General features: G+C 47.9%; 22 protein-coding genes and 2 pseudogenes. 13 read left to right on the forward strand and 11 right to left on the reverse strand.

Annotation, left to right across the window (positions count from 1 at the left end):
* Positions 1-90 precede the first annotated feature (90 nt).
* From HPY81_09440 to HPY81_09455, 4 genes are all read right to left on the reverse strand, one after another.
* A complete protein-coding gene (locus HPY81_09440) occupies positions 91-429 on the reverse strand; it encodes a TMEM165/GDT1 family protein (protein NPV27640.1) in 339 nt (112 codons plus the stop codon).
* A 22-nt stretch (positions 430-451) separates the two neighbouring features.
* Positions 452-694 carry a TMEM165/GDT1 family protein gene (locus tag HPY81_09445; GenBank protein ID NPV27641.1) on the reverse strand — a complete coding sequence of 81 codons (243 nt, stop codon included), beginning with the start codon at positions 692-694 and terminating at the stop codon, positions 452-454.
* A gap of 225 nt (positions 695-919) precedes the next feature.
* Complete coding sequence (locus HPY81_09450) at positions 920-2,218, reverse strand: phenylacetate--CoA ligase (GenBank protein NPV27642.1); 1,299 nt, start codon at positions 2,216-2,218, stop codon at positions 920-922.
* Positions 2,219-2,614: 396 nt separating this feature from the next.
* Positions 2,615-3,028 carry a hypothetical protein gene (locus HPY81_09455; GenBank protein ID NPV27643.1) on the reverse strand — a complete coding sequence of 138 codons (414 nt, stop codon included), beginning with the start codon at positions 3,026-3,028 and terminating at the stop codon, positions 2,615-2,617.
* A gap of 127 nt (positions 3,029-3,155) precedes the next feature.
* On the opposite strand from HPY81_09455, the gene HPY81_09460 reads away from it, so the two are divergent.
* From HPY81_09460 to copZ, 5 genes are all read left to right on the forward strand, one after another.
* Complete coding sequence (locus HPY81_09460) at positions 3,156-3,788, forward strand: DUF1405 domain-containing protein (protein NPV27644.1); 633 nt, start codon at positions 3,156-3,158, stop codon at positions 3,786-3,788.
* A 326-nt stretch (positions 3,789-4,114) separates the two neighbouring features.
* Positions 4,115-4,657, forward strand: a complete 543-nt coding sequence (locus tag HPY81_09465) for a LysM peptidoglycan-binding domain-containing protein (protein ID NPV27645.1) — start codon at positions 4,115-4,117, stop codon at positions 4,655-4,657.
* A 199-nt stretch (positions 4,658-4,856) separates the two neighbouring features.
* The gene (gene trxA / locus HPY81_09470; GenBank protein ID NPV27646.1) at positions 4,857-5,186 is read left to right on the forward strand and encodes a thioredoxin; all 330 of its coding nucleotides are present in this window, start codon (positions 4,857-4,859) and stop codon (positions 5,184-5,186) included.
* A gap of 102 nt (positions 5,187-5,288) precedes the next feature.
* Positions 5,289-5,570: a metal-sensitive transcriptional regulator gene (locus HPY81_09475; protein ID NPV27647.1), complete on the forward strand. Its 282-nt coding sequence runs from the start codon at positions 5,289-5,291 to the stop codon at positions 5,568-5,570.
* 43 nt (positions 5,571-5,613) lie between these two features.
* Positions 5,614-5,823, forward strand: a complete 210-nt coding sequence (copZ, locus tag HPY81_09480) for a copper chaperone CopZ (protein ID NPV27648.1) — start codon at positions 5,614-5,616, stop codon at positions 5,821-5,823.
* Between the two features lie 17 nt (positions 5,824-5,840).
* On the opposite strand, the gene HPY81_09485 is transcribed toward copZ, so the two are convergent.
* From HPY81_09485 to HPY81_09500, 4 genes are all read right to left on the reverse strand, one after another.
* A complete protein-coding gene (locus tag HPY81_09485) occupies positions 5,841-6,014 on the reverse strand; it encodes a hypothetical protein (protein NPV27649.1) in 174 nt (57 codons plus the stop codon).
* A 151-nt stretch (positions 6,015-6,165) separates the two neighbouring features.
* Positions 6,166-6,876 (reverse strand): hypothetical protein, encoded by a 711-nt coding sequence (locus HPY81_09490; protein ID NPV27650.1) that lies wholly within the window; start codon positions 6,874-6,876, stop codon positions 6,166-6,168.
* Between the two features lie 395 nt (positions 6,877-7,271).
* Positions 7,272-7,448: a hypothetical protein gene (locus HPY81_09495; GenBank protein ID NPV27651.1), complete on the reverse strand. Its 177-nt coding sequence runs from the start codon at positions 7,446-7,448 to the stop codon at positions 7,272-7,274.
* A gap of 28 nt (positions 7,449-7,476) precedes the next feature.
* A complete protein-coding gene (locus tag HPY81_09500) occupies positions 7,477-7,698 on the reverse strand; it encodes a hypothetical protein (protein ID NPV27652.1) in 222 nt (73 codons plus the stop codon).
* A gap of 523 nt (positions 7,699-8,221) precedes the next feature.
* Between HPY81_09500 and HPY81_09505 the strand changes: the two genes are divergently transcribed.
* Positions 8,222-9,112, forward strand: coding sequence for a polysaccharide deacetylase (locus HPY81_09505; GenBank protein ID NPV27653.1), 891 nt, complete (start codon positions 8,222-8,224; stop codon positions 9,110-9,112).
* Positions 9,113-9,478: 366 nt separating this feature from the next.
* Here HPY81_09505 and HPY81_09510 read toward each other — a convergent pair whose 3' ends face one another.
* The gene (locus tag HPY81_09510; protein NPV27654.1) at positions 9,479-10,831 is read right to left on the reverse strand and encodes a glycosyltransferase; all 1,353 of its coding nucleotides are present in this window, start codon (positions 10,829-10,831) and stop codon (positions 9,479-9,481) included.
* A 124-nt stretch (positions 10,832-10,955) separates the two neighbouring features.
* Between HPY81_09510 and HPY81_09515 the strand changes: the two genes are divergently transcribed.
* The 6 genes and pseudogenes from HPY81_09515 to HPY81_09540 all read left to right on the forward strand — a co-directional run bounded on the left by HPY81_09515 (position 10,956) and on the right by HPY81_09540 (position 15,906).
* Positions 10,956-12,917, forward strand: coding sequence for an O-antigen ligase family protein (locus tag HPY81_09515; GenBank protein ID NPV27655.1), 1,962 nt, complete (start codon positions 10,956-10,958; stop codon positions 12,915-12,917).
* Positions 12,918-14,477, forward strand: coding sequence for a murein biosynthesis integral membrane protein MurJ (murJ, locus tag HPY81_09520; protein ID NPV27656.1), 1,560 nt, complete (start codon positions 12,918-12,920; stop codon positions 14,475-14,477).
* A 134-nt stretch (positions 14,478-14,611) separates the two neighbouring features.
* Positions 14,612-15,217, forward strand: a complete 606-nt coding sequence (locus HPY81_09525; protein ID NPV27657.1) for a 2-phosphosulfolactate phosphatase — start codon at positions 14,612-14,614, stop codon at positions 15,215-15,217.
* Positions 15,136-15,354 carry a hypothetical protein gene (locus tag HPY81_09530; GenBank protein ID NPV27658.1) on the forward strand — a complete coding sequence of 73 codons (219 nt, stop codon included), beginning with the start codon at positions 15,136-15,138 and terminating at the stop codon, positions 15,352-15,354. Before HPY81_09525 ends, HPY81_09530 begins: the two co-directional genes overlap by 82 nt.
* 112 nt (positions 15,355-15,466) lie before the next feature.
* A complete protein-coding gene (locus HPY81_09535; protein ID NPV27659.1) occupies positions 15,467-15,622 on the forward strand; it encodes a hypothetical protein in 156 nt (51 codons plus the stop codon).
* Positions 15,603-15,906, forward strand: a pseudogene (locus HPY81_09540) (hypothetical protein). The gene HPY81_09535 and the pseudogene HPY81_09540 overlap by 20 nt, the downstream one beginning before the upstream one ends.
* Before the next feature lie 268 nt (positions 15,907-16,174).
* Here the strand turns inward: HPY81_09540 and nifU are convergent.
* Positions 16,175-16,549, reverse strand: a complete 375-nt coding sequence (nifU, locus tag HPY81_09545) for a Fe-S cluster assembly scaffold protein NifU (protein ID NPV27660.1) — start codon at positions 16,547-16,549, stop codon at positions 16,175-16,177.
* Positions 16,542-17,726 carry a cysteine desulfurase NifS gene (gene nifS, locus HPY81_09550; protein NPV27661.1) on the reverse strand — a complete coding sequence of 395 codons (1,185 nt, stop codon included), beginning with the start codon at positions 17,724-17,726 and terminating at the stop codon, positions 16,542-16,544. Before nifS ends, nifU begins: the two co-directional genes overlap by 8 nt.
* Positions 17,727-18,138: 412 nt before the next feature.
* Between nifS and HPY81_09555 the strand changes: the two are divergent.
* Positions 18,139-19,162 (forward strand): annotated as a pseudogene (locus HPY81_09555) (thiazole biosynthesis adenylyltransferase ThiF).
* Positions 19,163-19,172 lie beyond the last annotated feature (10 nt).

Below are 19,172 nucleotides of genomic sequence, written 5' to 3' on the forward strand. Positions count from 1 at the left end.
GTGACTTCACTCCTTTATGGGGTTTTCGGTTTGGTTACTTGAAAACTTCTCCAAATTGGGGTGAAGTCCTTTTTTATGGCCCTAAAATCCTTAGTAAATCAAGTGTTGGAAAATTGCAAAAGGCTCAATTAGCATTTTTTCTGGAACTTTAATATGTTGAATCAAGGTTAATATGCCAAGTGCGAAGAACACAAATCCTGCAGTTTTGTTAATGACTGCTGGACCAATGTAGTTGGCAATAGTAACTCCCATGGTTACTTCGATTGTGACACATAAGGTGAGGGCCAAAGCACTGGCCCCAAAAATTAGCCAACGTTTGGTTGGGTTGTTGCTGGCAATCATTAACACAGCCATTTGCGTTTTGTCGCCCAGTTCACATAGTATTATCAGTACATACGTGGTTAACCAAGTCAGTAACTTTAAACTCATGATCTTGTTCTCCTTAAAAAAATTAATCTAAATTAGCGCCGATTACCCCGAAGATTAACAGGGTTCCAAGGACAATATAAAGTAATGCCGAAGTGAGTTTTATGGTTGCCGGTTTAACAAAACGAGCAATAACTGCCGAGCCGATAATAACCTCTAGAAAAGAGGTACAAATTAATGCCATTGCCGAGCCAAGAGCGACCCATAAAATATGGGCGGGTTTGGCTCCAGCTAAGAGCATCGTAGTAATTTGGGTTTTGTCTCCCATTTCAGATAAAAAAACTAACCCCAGGGTAGAAAAAAATAAACGCCAATCAAATCTGAACAATATTTTTTTCAGCTTTATTCCTCCTTCCTCTTCGACAGCTGATATAATTTTATAGTGTATTGTATTAAGAACAGTCTAAAAAGGTTACCTACCTTAACCCATAAATAAAGCCGCCCACCAGGGCGGCTTTATTTATGGCTAATCAAATATTCTAGAAGGATTTTTCTAAATAATTCGCCGGTCAATGACTCGCTTCGCTTTGCCTTCGGTTCGTTCGATGGTCTTAGGTTCGACCAACCGCACGTTCAGTGAAACTCCGAGTGTGTTTTCTAATTCTCGCCGCAGCTGCTGGCGTAATTGTTCCAATTGCTTAACTTCATCAGCCTTGAAGTTTGGTGAGACTTCAACCAAGACCTCCAGTTGATCGAGGGTTCCCTGCCGATCGACGACCAGTTGGTAGAATGGTTCGATGTGTGGGTTTTGTAGTAATACCGATTCTACCTGGGAAGGAAACACGTTAACCCCGCGGATGATGATCATGTCATCACTGCGGCCAGTAACTTTTTCCATGCGCGCATGGGTGCGGCCACAAGCACAGGGCTGTCGGTGGATGGCTGTGATGTCACGTGTCCGGTAGCGGATTACCGGTAAGGCTTCTTTGGTGAGGGTAGTGATAACTAACTCGCCAGTTTCTCCTTCGGGTAAAACTTCGCCAGTTTCTGGGTCAATTATTTCTACCAGAAAATGGTCTTCAGCCAGGTGTAATCCCTGTCTGGCCGGGCATTCCATGGCTACACCCGGCCCAATAATTTCACTCAGTCCATAGATGTCGTAGGCGGCAATGCCGAGTTTATTTTCAATCTGCTGTCTCATGTAGTCGGACCAGGGTTCAGCGCCAAATACCCCCGCTTTCAGGCTAAGCTCGTGGGGATTGACCCCCATTTCTCCCATGATTTCGGCCAGATGAAGGGCGTAGGAGGGGGTACAGGCCAGCACGGTTGTTCCAAAGTCTTGCATGACCATGATCTGGCGTTTCGAATTGCCCCCAGAAATTGGAATAACCGAAGCGCCAATTAGCTCTGCGCCGTAATGGATACCGAGGCCACCTGTGAAGAGGCCGTACCCGTAGGCAATTTGCACCACGGAATCCTGGTTGGTTCCCACACTAGTCAGGGCCCGGGCCATGAGGTCAGCCCAGGTCTGCAAGTCATTTCGGGTGTAAGCGACAACAGTTGGTTTTCCAGTTGTCCCCGAAGAAGCATGAATGCGGACGATGTCTTTTCGCGGAACGGTGAGTAACCCGAAGGGATAGTTGTCGCGTAAATCTTGTTTGGTTGTAAATGGCAAACGCTGCAGGTCTTCGAGGGATCTGAGATCACCTGGCGCGAAGCCAATGGCCTGCAGCTTCTTGCGGTAATGGGGAACGCAATTAAAGACTCGTTCGACCACAGCCTGGAGCCGGCTCAGCTGCAATTTGGTTAGTTCTTCGGCTGGTAAGCATTCGAGTTGTTTGTTCCAATACATTTTTGTAACTCCCTCCTGTAACAAAAAATAAAACTTCTCGCCTTTAGGGACGAGAAGTGTTAACTTCACGCGGTACCACCCTAGTTGATCCATCGTGCTGATGATGAACCCACTCAAAGTACGGGATGACACTAATCGACATCCGATACTTGCTTCCTTTTAACGGTGGAAGTTTCCGGCGCAGCCTACTTACTTGTTGATCCAAGTTTCAGCCTGCTGTTTGGAAGGGAACTTCAGCCAGGTTTGCCATGGAGATGCTTCCAGTCACGACATCTCTTCCCTGGATGGCGCTGCTGGCTTACTTTTCTTCCGCATTACATTTCAGGGAGTTTTTATTTGAGATTTATCTTATCATATTATATGTCGTCCGGCAAGAGATGTTTTCACGGGATACCGTTAGTAATTCCAATCCAGATCAAATTGCTTACTCCAGCGCCGAAAGTTCTCTAGTGTTTCATTAGAAACTCCTTCCTTCACGGCACGCTCCCAGAATGCTTTGGTCATGTCCCGAAAGTCCATACCTAACGCAGCAAAACCTAATTTTATTAAGAGTTGTGAACGTGTTTGCACCAACTGTTTCCAGAATATCTCCGTTGAAGTCTGTACCTCGGGAACCAGAAAATACCGGTCATAGATACCAAGCGCTTTCAGGAGTGAGGCGATGGCCAGCGGAAAATTACTCTCCGCCAGAAAATCCGTTCCTTGATTAAAGTAGTCAATGTATTTGCTGGTGGCTTGCTCGGGTGGGACATCTTCGTCGGCGTACAAAGCGGAAAACATCTCATTCCACAGGACTCGGTCGACGGTCATTTCAAATCATTCCTTTCCTCGTTTGTTTTCATATTCGCTTTTCCGGCAACCAATCCTTCCTCTTTTTCAGCCGTCAGGGAAATTCACGCAAAGACATTTTTTCGCTGCTCCTGATGCAATTTATAATATGCTACATCTAACAGAAGGTGAGGCCACCGGCTTGAGGAACTGGTTTAAGAAACCCTGGTTCATTCTGGGTGTAATTTTGGGGAACCTGTTTGGAACTGGGTTGGGTTTTTTTTGGTACCAGGAACAACTTGCACATACAGCAATTAAATACTGGGTATTTATCCCAGACTGTCCTGAATTTGCTCTATTTTTCGTTCTGATGTTGCTAGGGATCCGGCTAAACCGGCGCAATCAATTGTTCGAAGTCATTACCTGGTTCGGTTTGCTCAAGTATGGCGCCTGGACCGTAAGTACCATTGGCCTCTTTTTTGGGGCGGTTAAGTTACAGCATCTGGAGATTACACTGGCTTATGCGGGAGAAGAACTTGTATTGTTTGTGGCCCATCTGGGCATGTTTCTTGAAGGTTTGTGGCTGACTCAGTTTCTGCGCTTGACTGGCCGGCGGTTGCTTGTGACCGCGGGATGGTTTGCCATCGCTGATTATTTTGACTGGGTGGTCGGGGTGTTTCCTCGACTGCCTTACCTGCCTCACCTGAATCTGGTCAGGGCCGAATCGATTATCTCCACATTGCTGCTGATTGGAATCCTGTCTTGTTTATATTTTACAGAGAATGGAAATAATAATAAATAATGGAGGACATGGCATCCATCTCATAAGGATGGCAGACGAGCTATTTGTTATAATTTTATGTAAACAACATATTAACGCCGAATCCGTATGGTACGGAGGAACCAGTGTCCTTTTGAGTAAAGGGACGAGGGGTGAATCCTGAACTCCGGGTTTGCGTGGTGTACTTGCTGGGGAACACGTCAAACTTGGATAGTAAGGTAGGGCTTAGCCTTTCACCGAACCCGTCAGCTAACTCCGGAGGCGTGAAAGGAGGACATAGTTTGAGAAGATGGTTTCTTACGCTCACTTTTAGTTTATTTTTGTTCCTTTTTCTGGTTGCCCTGGCAATGCCGGCAAGTGCGGCCACCAGCTATACCGTGAAAGCTGGTGATTCATTGTACAAGATTGGCCGGTATTACGGGGTTTCAGTAAACTCGCTCAAGGCAGCCAATGGTTTAAAAACAAATAATATCTATCCAGGGCAGAGACTTATTATTCCCCAGCAATATGCCCAGCCCAGCCGTGCTGGTAGCTACTCGCGGGACAACTTGACTCTATTAGCTAAACTGATTTATGGTGAGGCCAGAGGAGAAAGTTACGTCGGACAAGTGGCGGTGGCGGCAGTTGTCTTGAACCGGGTAGAAAGCCCACTTTTTCCCAACACGGTTGCCGGGGTGATTTTCCAACCAGGTGCTTTTACGGCGGTCAGCGATGGCCAGTTTTATCTTCAACCAGATCAAACAGCTTATAAGGCCGCCCAGGATGCCCTAAATGGTTGGGATCCTACCCATGGCGCTCTTTACTACTATAACCCGGAGAAGACAATCAATAAATGGATTTGGTCTCGCCCAGTGGTTGCCCGGATTGGCAAACACGTTTTTGCCAAGTAATTTGCTAGTTACCAAATTTTTACTCAATGTAGCCTGACTGGTTCAAAGCAGTCAGGCTTTTTTATTCTCTTTGAATTCTCTTTGAACGCGAGCGAAGGGAGTTTTTCGAGGTGGGTCTTGACAAAGCTTCATAGTGAGGATATATTGTTCTTAAACCCCCATAGGGGGAGGGGGTAGAAACCAAAGGAGGTTATGCACAATGAACAATAATGTTGTGAACGTCAGTGACAACACCTTTACTCAGGAAGTACTCAATGCTGAGCAACCAGTGCTGGTTGATTTTTGGGCGGCCTGGTGCGGTCCTTGTAAAATGATTGCCCCGGTGGTTGAGGAAATTGCCGTCGAGTATGCCGGAAAAATCAAGGTGGCCAAAGTAAATGTTGACCAAAATCGGCTGACCCCCAGCCAGTATGGAATAATGGGAATCCCTACCTTGATTTTGTTTAAGAACGGTCAACCAGTGGAAAGAGTGATTGGCTATACCGGTAAAGCTCAACTGAAACGGATAATAGATCAGAATTTAGTTTAGGTCTGCTGGAAGATGTCAGCGTCATGCTCTACTTAGTCAGCAACTATGTGGTCAGACGTTTAGGTGAAGGAGTATGATTCGGACGAGAGAAGGATTGGGAAAATGGACGATCTCAACGAAACTGCGGTAAAGGAATTAATTGACCGTTTGCACACGATCAAGGGGCACCTTAACGGGATCGAAAAAATGATCACTGAAGGTCGTAAATGTGATGACATTTTGCTCCAGTTGGTTGCGATTCGAGCGGCCCTTGATAAGTTGTCAGCTAAACTAGCCGAGCATTATGTGATTCAGTGTTACGAAGCAGCTGTCAATGAGGGAATCGACCCGAAAGAGATGTTGGCCCGGGCGCTTCAGGTGGTGATCAAGTTCACACCAAGTTGAGTGAAGGGAATTGAGCTTTTCAAAGGGTGGAGGTGATAATGTGGTGAAAGAGGTGACGCTTAAAGTTCAGGGAATGACGTGCGGCCATTGCAAAATGACTGTTGAAAGAGCCTTGCATAACCTGTCAGGAGTGGCTAAAGTTGACGTTGATCTTGCTGGTAAGACAGTTAAGGTCGGCTTTAATCCAGAAAAAGTGGCTGAAGCCGACCTGAAGAAGGCAATCGCCGATGCCGGTTACGATGTTGTCAACTAGAATAGATACAATTATTTTTAGAAATTTTCATCGTTTTCTTTAGCGCGAAAAGGTGGTGTGATGAGAGCCAGTAAAATGAGGCTGGCTGTCCCTAGCGCACCAAAGATCGCGGCTATTATTGATCGTTTATCCCAACCTGTTTGTTGTTCATTGACTTGCAGGTTATCAGGAATTTTTAAGTCGATTAACATTGAAACCACTCCCTGCTAAATAAAAAAGAAAAAGATGCTATTATACCCCATTGCTGGGGGTTAATAGAAAAAAAACGGTAAGTGATAGAGCCGCAAAAAGCACTAATAGGTCACGGGGCTGTAAAGAAATAGCCAAGGTTAAACTCTCCTTTCAAGGACTTATTTGCATAGCCGGGCTGCGGATGGAAAAACTGAGGGCCTCGGGGGAGACGGTGAAACCACTTACGGTGAAAACATTAATCAGCAGGAGCCAGGCGACAACGATTCTCAGGGCCAGACCGACGGTTCGCGCCGGTTCCTTGCCCGGCACTGTGCCCGGGCTGGTGGAAAGCTGAAAGGGCGGCCCGGTGACGGCCAGGGCTGTTCGGCCGAGAACCAGCGGCGCGAAGCCGGTTAGAAATAAATGCCCGGGTATCAGCAGGAAAACGCCTAGAATTATGTTTAAAATGTGAATAATCGTTTTTATGGACGAATCTTCTTTTTTAATCCCTGAAAGCCTAGGGATCTGGAAGATTGGCCCGGTGGTTGAAATCGTTTGTTTCCCCCGAATGTGAAAAAGACTGACGGGATGCAATTCCCCAAGGATTAGCAGAATGCCCAGAAAAATGTCCAGAATGGTAAGAACTGGTCTAATTGGTTCCGGCCGAGGGGAGATAGGAACGTCAGAAAATTGAAAAAATCTACCTTCCCAGGAAAAAACAACTTCTCCCGGGCCAAATGAAACCGATCTAACCCGTGTTTGGCCGGTCAGGGCGAAGATCCCGAGCACGATACCCAGTATCCTGTTAACGATTAAAGCAGAATCCATAGGCTTATTAAGCTCCACTTGATCTATAGGCATGATCGGCTCCATCGGTTTCATCGACTTACACCTCCCTGGAATATCATATTCCATATCGTATTTTTGGTGTGCCAGCATACCAAAGTTTTCCTCAAACAAGGAGGTCTTGGATTTCTCCAAAGACCTCCGCGTATAGGGTATTAATTTACTTTTCTTCTTCTTCTTCCCAAATCCCGAGACTGGGTGCGAAGAAGAAAATCAGGCACAGGATAATAATTATCCAGATGAAATTCTTCCCAAAGAATGTCGTTTGACCATCAGCCATGTGCAGTCCCCCCTTTATGCCAACGGATTTTTGATACATATTATTGTTTCGCCGGCAAAATGGTGACTGCTCTACCGGAATTTGTCTCTAAAAAGGATTAAGCTCTTTCGGTAATAATTTTAAGGATGTAATCCTTGCCACGGCTAATCGGTTAGATTTTCGGTCTGGGCTTGTGGCGATTCATCTTGAGGGAAGTGAGCACCCGGATGACTTTCGGATTATTGGCGTTATATTCTTGAAGTTTGGTGATCAGTTCAGTGGTACATTGATGACACCAGGTTCCTTCGATGGCTGACTTCTTCCGACACTTTTCACAAAGTTTAACCAATACTCATCACCATCCTAATCCTCAGCATTTAACTCTCATCAATAAAATCTAATTTTTGCCGGGCTTCGCGGCTGCTGCGGAAGACAATCCGGGTGGCGGAATGAATTTTCCCGTTATATTCGATAGTAAACGGTTGATCGGCTTCCCAGATCAGGTAGCCGTAGCCCATTTTAGTGATTGTGCCCGTGACTTTTGGATCGTTTTTTAACGCCATTCTGACGCCAGGTTTAATTACTAAATCTTCATTCATACGACTCCCCCTTACCAAGATTATAGCATATAAACTGGTTGAGGAAACCGCTTGCAAACAATAAACTGACCAAACTTTAACGCTGGGATTACCGGCAAACGCGGTAGTTTGGGGTGATAAGAACGGAAAATCAGACGAAACTGGGCCTTATAAAGTTGAGCAAGGTGTCCTACGGTTCCTTATACCTGATGGCAGTCCTTCAGCGGGGTTGAGTCGCACGGCAAAAATTTGTACACTTAATGTAAAGAGAAAAAAGGGTATTACCCAATAAGTCAAAGTTCGAGGTGATGGATCTTCTATTTAAGAAGAACAAAGGGCGATGAGCCCGACTCCGAACCTGACGAATGTGAAGAAGAGTAAGACCAGTAAGCTGCTTGCAAAAGCAGCTTTTTCCTTTTCGTTGGGCGACAGAAAAATATTTTCTTCCCCGGAGCGAAAAGCAGGCAGGTTTTTGAGAATTAATCGCCAATAAGTAAGACAATTGTATTTAGCAATCAAGCCCCTGCTAGGAAGGATGAAGGGCGTGAATAACCGGCGATACCAGCTTATTGTTTTTATTACTCTCTTTGGCATTCTTTCCGGGCTATCTGGTTACTACCTCTATTCTTCAATTGAGCCGGACTCGGCTCCAATCCTCCCGACCCAGCCCCAACCCACAGCGGCAGCCCAGATTGAACCTACGCCAGAACTGCCTCCCTTGTCAAGACCAGTCGATGAAGAACCTGGTGTTAAAGATGGTGTTAAAGATAAGCCAGCTCCCTTGCCGGAAAAAATAGCTTATCTTACTTTTGATGATGGTCCTAGTCCGGAGGTGACTCCACTCATCCTGGCTACGCTGAAAAAATATGAGGTTAAGGCTACTTTCTTTGTTGTCGGTTGGGAAGTCGAAGCTTATCCAGAACTAGCCCGGGCCATTATCGAACAGGGACATGCTCTGGGTAACCATACATATTCTCACCAGTACGCACGAATTTATCAGAGTCCCCAGGCATTTGTCGATGATTTAGTGCACGCAGAAAAGATAATCAATGAGATTACTGGGATAAAGCCGCGGATTATGCGGGCACCTGGTGGTTCCAATGCCTTTCTTACCGCTGAGTACGTGCGCTTATTAAATAATTTAGGGTATGTTTATTACGACTGGAATGTTTCTTCCTGCGATGCAGCCCTCGGCGGAAATATTCCGGCGCCTGACATTGTTCGAAATGTGTTATCCCAATCCAGTCAAAATAAGACCGCGATTATTCTTATGCATGATGCTTCGGACAAGCTGTCTACTGCGGCTGCTCTTCCTGAGATCATTGAAGGATTAAAGAGACAAGGTTTTTCTTTTCAAGTGCTTACGCCAGCGGTCAAGCCTGTTCAGTTTCCTTTGCGACCGGACCATACAGTAAAGAAGAACGAGACTCATTAGGAGTCAGGTCAGCCCCTGCCGACTGCTACAACTAAGCGCCCTGCTGGTATTCGAAACTAAGTGTTTCCAGAAGTTGCAGGAAGATGTATCCAGTTGTCGAATATGCAAAATGAATTGCCAGTATTTTGGAGAAAGCTGGTGAAGATGTTGTCTCTTAAAGGGAAGTTTCTTCACGTAAATTTGGCAATTTGCTTTGGTTTGATCCTTATGACTATTGGTCTTTGTAAACTTAATTACATCCGAGAGCTGATAGTAGTTTTACAAAACTCGTGTCTTGAAAGGTACGGGTGGCCCCGATACAGATAGGGAATTTTATCAGGAGCTTTAAGGAATGCAGCGAAACCACCGTGTTTGGCACGGTGGTTTCTACAAGCTGATTTGACGTTGTGGAGCTGCTTGAAAATCTCTTATGGCATCTAATAACACGGTATGCAATCGTTCCGCGAGTTTGTCCCAGTGGAAGTCGGTGACTGGTTCCAGGTTGAAGTGGCCTGAAAGGTCGCCAGTCTGCCAGAGCTGGAACAACCGTCGAATTTCTTCGGCGATCCTTTGGGGTTGTCGACCAACCACGATTCCCCGCCGATAGTTCTTTATCAGTTCAGAACCATCGTCGGTCTCGTGATACGTTATCCCCAGGATCGGTCTGCGTGCACTCAGGTATTCAAAGAGTTTGCCGGGGATCTGGTAGGGGGATATATTGCTGAAATAAATCAATAAATCAGCTTTCTGCTGATAACCGAGGGCCTTCTGGTGATTAACGTAGCCGGTACAGATGATCTGCTGGCTCAGGCCCAAACTGAAGATTAATTTTTGATAGTAGTCAGAAAGATTCCCGACCAGAATCAGCTCAATCGGCAAATCCTTTAATAGAGCCATGGCTTCTAATAGAGGAGTAGCATCCCGACCTTCTTCGTAGAAGCTGCCCGTGTGTACCAGGTACATGCGGTCCGGTGGACAGTTGTTGGCTGGAAGATTTAGCTCGGCCGGGCTGACCCCGGCCCCTTGAGGGATAACTTTTACTTTTTCTGGTACCAGCCACCGGTAGTGCTGTAAATAGGTCTGACGGCACGCTTCTGTAGTTACGATCATTTTGGAGATGCGACGTAACACCATAGTCTCCAGCTGCCGGTCCAAGGTAATTCGCCAACCGGGCACTTTTTGCATGGGGTTAAACACCCAGGGATCTCCATAATCGGCAACCCAGGGTGTGTTCTTTCCTTTTAGCATCAGTAATGTTGCCAGATGAGTGCTCATCGGCGGAGCGGAGGAGATGACAACATCATAGTGATTTTTTGCCAGCAGGTCTCGGCCCGTCCTCACGGCCCATGGGGTCCACTCAACTTCGTCATCAGGAATGAGCAGTGGACGGACCATTGCTCGGTAGACGCGCTTGATCAGCGGTCTCCATTTTAAACGAGCAAGAGAAGAAGAGACCTTTTGTTGGTTAGGGGGAGAGGAGTTATACCTTTTATTCACAGCAATCGGGCCCGGATATGTCCGGTAAAAAGTTACCGCTTCTTTATTAATTAAAGATAACAATTCCGGATCATAGTCAGGCCGATTGGGCAGTGCTTGGATCGTTAGCACATCAAATACCCATCCGCTGGCAGCTAACTGCTTAACTAAATGGATCCACCGGATCGACTGGGGAGAGCCGAAGGGTGGAAAATAGTAAGCTACCAGCAAAGCCTTCATTTGATATTTAAGGCCATCGCTCATCTGCATGTTGAATTCTGTCCTTTCTGGACCAGTTCAAAGTTATTTTATCATTGAGATTTAGGCCTGTCTATAGTATAGTAGGGTGGATGAAAATTGTTATCCGCCTAAGGGAGTGTGGTGATGATTGGTGAATCTGCTTAGTTCTTCTCTGGTCCTGCAGTTTATTTTAAGAATCAGTTCCTCCCTGAAATGGTTATATGTCAGTAGTTGTTTGGCTAGAGTGGGCAAGGCTTTTGCTGATTGGGTCCGCGGTAGCTACTGCACCGGCTGGTTAGTGCCGCAGCAAATGATCCAACCCGTTGAAAACTGTGCGATCACTGTTCGAGTTGCCCGAGGTGGCCTGAAAACCTTGAACAAGTTGGTTTTTAACCGATTGGCCCGGTGGTTGAGGGTGATGACAACGGCCAGTTTCCTTCGCTGCCGTTGGGACATTGAGTTTGCACGTTTTCTCCAGGCTCCGCTCCGCTGGCTTGGTTTCTGCGGGCTGGGTGCTGCTGGTATCTACCTGTTGTTTAGTTTGGCATTGGCCCGACCGGATCATCCCAAGGAAATAGCGGGGTTCTATTTGTTGTTATTTATAAGTCTGGCGGCCAGCCTAATTAAGCAACCATGGACATCTCTCCGTGTCTCCTGTTGGTTGTGGCGAACAGGGAAGGATTGGTTGGGTGACTTACCCGACGCTGATCCGGAGGCGATAAAACCCACGGCTTCATTAACGCCATGGCCGCCATTAATCGTGGGCTTGCTTCTAGGAACAGGCTTCTATTGTTTAGGGCCAACTGTAATTGCGGTATTAGGTGGACTGACCGGCCTGGTCTTGATCCTGGTGTATCCGTCGCTGGGATTATATCTGCTGGCCGCTTACGCCGTCATTGATTCAGTTTTGCGGCTCAACCACAGCTTGCTTTCACCCGTATGGGATGAGCTGCTGTTTGTGGTTTTGGTGGTCGTCTGGCTGACCCATGCTAGCCGGACCGGGCAGCTGCAAGTGCGGTTCGGATTGCTGGGGTGGCCAGTGTTATTCTTCATTGGTATTTCGCTGTTTCGTTACATTCTTCCTGCTCCTCACCCCCAAGTTAGTTTGGAAGGTTTACGGGTCGTCATTGAGTTCATTCTGTGGTATTATCTGACCGTGAATTTGCTCGACCGGCCGCAGCAGGTCCGAAAGTTGGTGGCCTGGGTCTTACTGGTAATGACAGGAATTTCTCTTTACGGTTTCTACCAGTACCTGATTAAAGTGCCGATCCCGACCGATTGGTATGAAAGCGCCTATGAAATTGGCTTGCGGACGCGGGTCTTTTCGATTGTCGGCAGTCCCAATGTGCTGGGAAGTTTATTAGCCTTGACCTTCCCGCTATCCTTTGGTCTTTTCTTAACTGACCGGCGTTGGAAATGGCGGGTTGTGCTCTTGATTGTCACAGCTGTCCTGGGAGTTTGTTTGATCATGACTTTTTCCCGGGGTGCCTGGTTAGCACTGGCGTTTGGCCTCCTGGTCTTTGGGCTGGTCGTTGACCGCCGGGTGCTGATCGGGTTGATTATCTTCACCTTGTTGGTCCCGATTGCCCTCCCCACTGTGTACCAGCGAGTGGCTTTTATAGCCAGCCCGCAGTACCGGGTAAGCAGTGAAAAAGATGGAAGAATTGCCCGCTGGTCGGAAACCGTGGCCGAATGGGAACGTCACCCGCTGGTTGGCCAGGGTTTTGGCGAAGTGGGGGGTGCGGTGGCGGCCCGCAGTCCGATTGTCAAAGGTAACTATACAGACAGTTATTACCTGAAAACCGGGGCAGAAATGGGCGTGCTTGGACTTGGCGCCCTGCTCTGGTTGCTCCTGGCTGTGTTGCGTGCCGGGGCTCATACCGTTTATCAGCTCAAAGATCCCTGGTTCCGGGGTTTAGCCGGGGGGATCATGGCTGGTCTAGTGGCGGTAATCTTCCACAATATGGTAGAAAATGTCTTTGAAGTCCCGATGATGGTGACGTATTTTTGGTTTTTCGCGGGCATAATGGTGAGCCTTCCACGCTTGGAGGGCAGTACTACTCCAGCCAGTTCTGTTCCTGAGACAGCTTGGTTAGAGACAGGTGATTAAATGACGAAGCGACAGATCCTCCAGGCCGCCGGCCTGGTGATGGCCGTTAGTGTGATTGGACGTTTGTTGGGTTTTGTGCGGGAACAGGTGATCGCCGCCAAATTTGGCACGACCCAGGTCACAGATGCCTATCTGGTAGCGTTCACCATTCCCAACCTATTGTATGTGCTGATTGGTGGAGCGCTGGCAACGGCCTTTATTCCAGTCTTTACGGCTTACCTGAAGAAAAACGAAGATGAAGCCTGGGAGATGGCCAGCACCCTGATTAACGCGACGGTCCTGGTCATGTCGGGGTTATGTTTGATTGGTATTTTGACTGCGCCGTATCTGGTGCGGCTGATTGCGCCTGGTTTTGACTTAAATCAGGAGCAGTTAACGTCATTTTTAACCAGGCTTATGTTTCCTACGATTGTTTTTTATTCACTAAGTCTATTGATAGGAGGGATCCTGAACGCCTATCAGCATTTTGCTGCTCCTGCTTTTATTTCCGTTGCCTACAGCACCACGGTGATTGCGTCTATTTTTCTTTTAGCTGGTCGTTATGGCATTATTGGGCTGGCTTTGGGTACTGTGGTGGCTACTGCTGTTCAGGTATTAATCCAAATACCGGCCCTGCGCAGGCGGCCGGGAAAGTACCGATTGTTGTCCTTAAATCTGGCTCATCCTGGAGCCCGACAGGTTGGTCGACTGATCCTCCCGGTTATGATCGGTACTGCTGCCAACCAGATCTACGTTGCGGTCAATAACTTCCTGGCTTCAGGTTTGATTGCTGGAAGTATCGCTGCGCTAAATTTTGGGAACAAACTGGTGCTGTTACCGTTCAATCTCTTTGTGATGGCGATTAAAACGGCGATTTTTCCCACCATGTCTACTGAAGCCGCGGGCAGTGATCTGAACAGCCTGGGGAGAACGACCGAGCTGGGTATTAAACTGGTAGCCATTTTCACTATCCCAGCCTCTGTGGGTTTATTTGTTCTGGCCAGACCGATCGTGCGGCTCTTGTTTGAACACGGTGCCTTTAATGCGCGCTCAACAGAGATGACTGCGCAGGCCTTGATGTTTCTGGCAATTGGTTTATTTGCCATGAGCGAGTTTAACCTGATTGATCTGGTGTATTTTGCCCTCCAGGATACCCGGACACCAGTCAAATGCAGTATTACCGCAGTTATTTTTAATATAATTTTGAGTATTATTTTGGTTAAACCACTGCAACTGGTGGGATTGGCCTTATCCAACTCATTGGCCTCAATTCTGAACATGTTGCTCGTGTACTGGTTGCTCACTCCCCGACTGCCCTCTCTGAAAAGCCGCGGGCTGTTAATGTCTCTGGCCAAGATTCTCGCGGCGTCTCTGGTTATGGGTGCAGTGACCTACTTGACGGCGCTAGGGCTGGAAACTCGACTGGATTTAGCCTACACCAGCCACCGGGCCGTCCAGGTTGGCGCGGCGATAATTGTGGGGGTAGCGAGTTATGGAATAGCTTTATTTGTCTTCCGTTTGGATGAGGCTTTTACCATGTTAAATTATTTCCGGCGAAAACTGTTGGTCAGAAGCCAATAATTTGTAATTGTCATTGTGGTCAACCACGGTAGTTAACCGCTGGTTGCTTTTTTTATGAAATTCACGGGTGGAACATATACTGTTTCGGTAGTGAGATTGGTGTAGTTATTTTAGGTTGGAGAGGAGGCCTTAAAATGGAACTTATTGTTTACGACGTAGCTGCCCGGACGCCAGTGGAGGAACTGGAGAACAGGGTAGTGGTAGTGATTGATATTCTCCGAACAATCAGCGTCATGGTTACCGCACTCCATAATGGCGCTTGTGGAATTATTCCTGTCCTCTCGATTGAAGAAGCGGAAGAGAGGGCGGCACAATTTGTTTCTGGCTTTTGTCTGCGGGGTGGAGAGCAAGGCGCCTTGAAAATCCCCCACTTTGATCTAGGAAATTCGCCACTGGAATATAGCCCTGAGGTTGTCCGCGGTAAAACCATTATTCTGACAACCTCTAACGGCACGCGGGCGATTCGGCGAGTTCAGGTAGCGAACCACATCCTCATTGGCTCTTTTTTAAACGCTCGGGCGGCAGCAACCCGGGCATATCAATTGGCCAATGAAATGGATTCTGACCTGGTTGTTCTCTGCGCAGGCATGGGTGATCGCTTTTCCCTGGATGACTATTTTTGTGCCGGTTTAATTTGCCGTTTGATTGAAGCCCTGGACTGCGAGCACAATCGACTGGACTGGCTGACAGTGCGGTCGCGGCGCGGTCTATATATGAAAACTTTCGTAATGACCCGCTGATTCTCTTGCGTGAATCGGCGGTCTACCGGCATGTGGTCAGGCTGGGTCTCGAAGCTGATTTTAACTGTTGCTTACAGCAAGACCAGTTCGCTGAGGTGCCTTATGTTGCTGAGAATGGAATCATTACAAAATTTTGAGAATCATTATGACCCAAATGAAATCGAGCTGCTCAAAAATAGAATTGAGAAGGTATAACGGGAATGTTTACGACTTGCCCGGGGTACGGACCTTTGTCCAGGGGGCCTAACTATGGGCTTGCCATTTCCCACCGGCCTGCGTCTTTTGGAGGAAGAAGGTCAGGTCAAGCTCGTTCCCCTGGCCTGGGGAGTAAATGGGTGGTTTTCGGTTATCGGCTCAATTATGGCCATGATGCTTGCTATAACCGCTGGATTTAAGTTTTTGTGATATTCACCGGGGCGGCGGTGTATGCGCTCCTGGCCTATTCTTGCCGCCGGAGCCAGCGGGTTTATTAGCGGACGGCAACTATGCCCTGGAAGCCAAACTTAACCCGGTACAGGACGCTATATTCCTGGAGGACAAAGATTCGCCGTTTGCGAACGTGCTGGTTGTCCGACCTGAGGACCAGGATAAGGAGGCCCTGAAAAAGCTGAGGCAGGCTCTTAATTCTCCCGAAGTAAAGAAATTCCTGGAAGAAAATTATAAAAGGTAGAGTAGTGCCGGCGTTCTAAGGTAGAAACTCAGCAAAAAGGCCGGGCTTCCATAGGAAGTCCGGCTTTTTCCAGGTCGATCAGAAAGTATAACATTTTCTGATCGACATAAGTACAACTAAGGCTTCCGCCTGGGCTAAGGGCTTGGCGCAAGCTTAGTTTTCTTTACAGGAGAATGAACTGGCATCCGAACGGTAACTTTCACACAGGCAACTCTTGCAATCTCCGGAACTAATCTCTGCGCTGTTCTCCAGTTCGCGTCCGCATTGGGCGCATTTTAAGGTGAAGGCTAAGAAGCCTTCCCCTTGGCGTGGTAGTCTGCGATAGCTTTGTGCAGCGCATCGGCCGCCAGGTTGGAGCAGTGCATTTTCTGGGGCGGCAGACCGTCTAAAGCCGCCGCGACTGCCCGGTTAGATATGCTCATAGCTTCCTCGAGGCTTTTGCCCTTAACCAATTCGGTCACCATGCTGCTGGTGGCAATGGCCGCGGCACAGCCAAATGTCCGAAACTTCACATCGACAATCTTACCTTCCTCAACCTTGATGGAGATCCGCATGATGTCGCCACAAACCGCGTTCCCCACCTCGCCGATCCCATTGGCGTCTGATACTTCTCCGACGTTCCTGGGGTTTATGAAGTGGTCCATCACTTTTTCGCTATACATGTTTGGCCGCTCCTTTCTGACCGACATAGAGACTTGACATTTCACGTAACCGTTCGACGATGGGTGGCAACTCACGTAGCACGTAATCAATGTCTTCCTCGGTATTTTCTCGACCCAGGGTCAGCCGCAGGGAGCCATGCGCGGTGGCAGGCGATAAACCCATGGCCATTAACACGTGCGAAGGTTCCAAAGAACCTGAGGTACAGGCTGAACCACTGGAAGCGGCAATGCCTTTGAGATCAAGACTCAGCAGGAGTGATTCCCCCTCAACGTATTCAATGCTCACATTTAAGTGGCCAGGTAGTCGTTCGGTCGGATGACCATTTAGCTTAACGTGTGGAATTGTGGAAAAAATCCCTTGCTCCAGCCGGTCGCGTAAGGACTTCAGCCGGGCGGCTTCACTTTCCAGGGATTGTCCAGCCAATTCCGCCGCCTGGCCAAATCCGACGATTCCAGGCACGTTCTCTGTGCCGGCTCGCCGCTTGTTCTCCTGCCCTCCCCCGAAAGTGGTGGGATGAATCCGGGTGCCTTTCTTAATGTACAAACAGCCAATGCCCTTTGGTCCGTAAATCTTGTGTCCGGAGAGTGACATGAGGTCTACCCCCAGGTCGTTTACATTGACCGGGATCTTTCCGAGCGTCTGGACCGCGTCGGTATGCACGTAGACTCCTTTGGCCCTGGCCAGCCGGCTGATCTCGGCTATCGGTTGAATCGTCCCGACTTCATTATTGGCGTGCATGACCGAAATTAAGAGCGTTTCCTCCGTGAGAGCTTCTTCGACATCTGCCAATCTCACCCTCCCAAATTCGTCAACCGGTAGATAGGTTACTTTGAAACCGTTTTTTTCCAAAAACTCGCAGGTGTGCAGGACGGCGTGGTGCTCGATCGCCGAGGTAATTATGTGCCGTTTTTTTTGACCGTTAGCCATGGCGATACCGATCAATGCCAGATTATCGGCTTCTGTGCCCCCGCTGGTAAAATAGATTTCCTCCGGTTTAGCTCCAACCAGATCTGCCACTTGGGATCTCGCCTTTTCCACATCCCGCCGGGCCTCACGGCCAAAAGCGTGAATACTGGAAGGATTCCCCCAATTACTGCTCATGCTTTTGGTCATCGCTTTAATGACTTCGGGGTGAACCGGGGTGGTAGCGCTGTGGTCGAGGTATACTCGTCGCATTTGGTCTCCCATCTCCTTGCTTCAAGATAGCCAATCTAATTGGGACCTGTTAAGTAAATGAATGGGAATAATCTGCATTCATATCATAGCATATTACTCGGAATAAGGCAAGAGATGTTATGCTGTTTATTAGTAAATAGATTGGAATACCTTGATAACAATTGGCAATTGTGTTATGTTTTAAATTAAGAGAACATATCTATTTAGTAGAATATGATTGGGTGGGAGAGGTGAGGTCCTCAATCTTCTTCTAGCCTGGTTTAGGAAGGGATGGAATCATGGGGGAGGATGATAAACGATGACTCTGACCGAAAAGCTGAACGCCTGTGGTTTGAGGGACTAAATATCGAAAGAAGTCGGAGCAATATTATTGAACTAATCACAAGTAAATTGCTGCCGGGAGGGCCATAAGGTGGATGAACTAATTAATCGTTATTCCCGTCAAATTCTCTTTACTCCGATCGGTTATAGTGGGCAAGAGAAATTAGCCAATAGTACTGTCTTGATTATTGGTCTTGGCGCCCTAGGGAGTGTTTTAGCCCACAACCTGGCCAGGGCGGGTGTAGGTCGTCTACGTCTGGTCGACCGGGACTTTGTGGAAAAGTCTAACCTGCAGCGACAGGCTCTTTACGATGAATCTGATGCGGCAACGACTCTACCAAAGGCCATCGCGGCGGCAAATCGATTGCGGCTGATTAATTCTTTGGTTTGTTACGAGGCGATCGTTTGCGACGTTAATTTTACGAACATTGAATCGCTCGTGGCCGGCGCCGATATCGTCTTGGACGGGTCCGATAACCTGGAAGTCCGCTATTTGATCAATGGCATTTGCGTCAAAAATCACATTCCTTGGATCTATGGCGCTTGCGTATCCAGTTATGGTCTAACCATGTCAATCATACCTGGGGAGACGCCTTGCCTGCAATGCCTTTTTCCCGGGAATATATCACACTCGGGGCAAACTTGTGATACGGTGGGCATTATTAATCCAATTTCTAATATTATTGCGTCACTGCAAACTGCTGAGGCCCTTAAGCTACTGGTTGGAGAGAGAGGCCGTTAACCGCTGCTTGGTTGCGGTTGACGTTTGGCAAAACCACTTCACTGCTATACCCGTGACGCGGAATCCTGAATGTCCTGTTTGTGGACAAGGAGTATTCCGTTATCTTGATGATGGCGAGGCCGGCCTGCGGACAACCAGTCTGTGCGGCCGTAACGCCGTTCAAGTGTCCCCTGATCGCGGGATTAAGCTTGATTTTTCGAACCTAATTAACCGGCTGAAGCCGTTAGGCGAGGTTTCGACCAATGGTTTTCTGGTCACCTTTAAGACCAACGGTTACGAACTCGTAGTTTTCGGCGACGGTCGAGCAATCATCAAGGGAACGGATGACGAATCAAAAGCCAGAGCGCTGTATGCGCGATATATCGGTGCCTAGGAGAAGCGAT

The organism is Bacillota bacterium (genome assembly GCA_013178045.1).
Lineage (GTDB): Bacteria > Bacillota > Ch66 > Ch66 > Ch66 > Ch66.

What these genes read in the sequence shown, in the direction of transcription:
- HPY81_09440 (NPV27640.1), bottom strand. Translation starts at nt 429, where the DNA reads ATGAGTTTAAAGTTACTGACTTGGTTAACCACGTATGTACTGATAATA.
- HPY81_09445 (NPV27641.1), bottom strand. Translation starts at nt 694, where the DNA reads ATGGGAGACAAAACCCAAATTACTACGATGCTCTTAGCTGGAGCCAAA.
- HPY81_09450 (NPV27642.1), bottom strand. Translation starts at nt 2,218, where the DNA reads ATGTATTGGAACAAACAACTCGAATGCTTACCAGCCGAAGAACTAACC.
- HPY81_09455 (NPV27643.1), bottom strand. Translation starts at nt 3,028, where the DNA reads ATGACCGTCGACCGAGTCCTGTGGAATGAGATGTTTTCCGCTTTGTAC.
- HPY81_09460 (NPV27644.1), top strand. Translation starts at nt 3,156, where the DNA reads ATGCTACATCTAACAGAAGGTGAGGCCACCGGCTTGAGGAACTGGTTT.
- HPY81_09465 (NPV27645.1), top strand. Translation starts at nt 4,115, where the DNA reads ATGCCGGCAAGTGCGGCCACCAGCTATACCGTGAAAGCTGGTGATTCA.
- trxA (NPV27646.1), top strand. Translation starts at nt 4,857, where the DNA reads ATGAACAATAATGTTGTGAACGTCAGTGACAACACCTTTACTCAGGAA.
- HPY81_09475 (NPV27647.1), top strand. Translation starts at nt 5,289, where the DNA reads ATGGACGATCTCAACGAAACTGCGGTAAAGGAATTAATTGACCGTTTG.
- HPY81_09485 (NPV27649.1), bottom strand. Translation starts at nt 6,014, where the DNA reads ATGTTAATCGACTTAAAAATTCCTGATAACCTGCAAGTCAATGAACAA.
- HPY81_09490 (NPV27650.1), bottom strand. Translation starts at nt 6,876, where the DNA reads ATGAAACCGATGGAGCCGATCATGCCTATAGATCAAGTGGAGCTTAAT.
- HPY81_09500 (NPV27652.1), bottom strand. Translation starts at nt 7,698, where the DNA reads ATGAATGAAGATTTAGTAATTAAACCTGGCGTCAGAATGGCGTTAAAA.
- HPY81_09510 (NPV27654.1), bottom strand. Translation starts at nt 10,831, where the DNA reads ATGAGCGATGGCCTTAAATATCAAATGAAGGCTTTGCTGGTAGCTTAC.
- murJ (NPV27656.1), top strand. Translation starts at nt 12,918, where the DNA reads ATGACGAAGCGACAGATCCTCCAGGCCGCCGGCCTGGTGATGGCCGTT.
- HPY81_09525 (NPV27657.1), top strand. Translation starts at nt 14,612, where the DNA reads ATGGAACTTATTGTTTACGACGTAGCTGCCCGGACGCCAGTGGAGGAA.
- HPY81_09535 (NPV27659.1), top strand. Translation starts at nt 15,467, where the DNA reads ATGGGCTTGCCATTTCCCACCGGCCTGCGTCTTTTGGAGGAAGAAGGT.
- nifU (NPV27660.1), bottom strand. Translation starts at nt 16,549, where the DNA reads ATGTATAGCGAAAAAGTGATGGACCACTTCATAAACCCCAGGAACGTC.
- nifS (NPV27661.1), bottom strand. Translation starts at nt 17,726, where the DNA reads ATGCGACGAGTATACCTCGACCACAGCGCTACCACCCCGGTTCACCCC.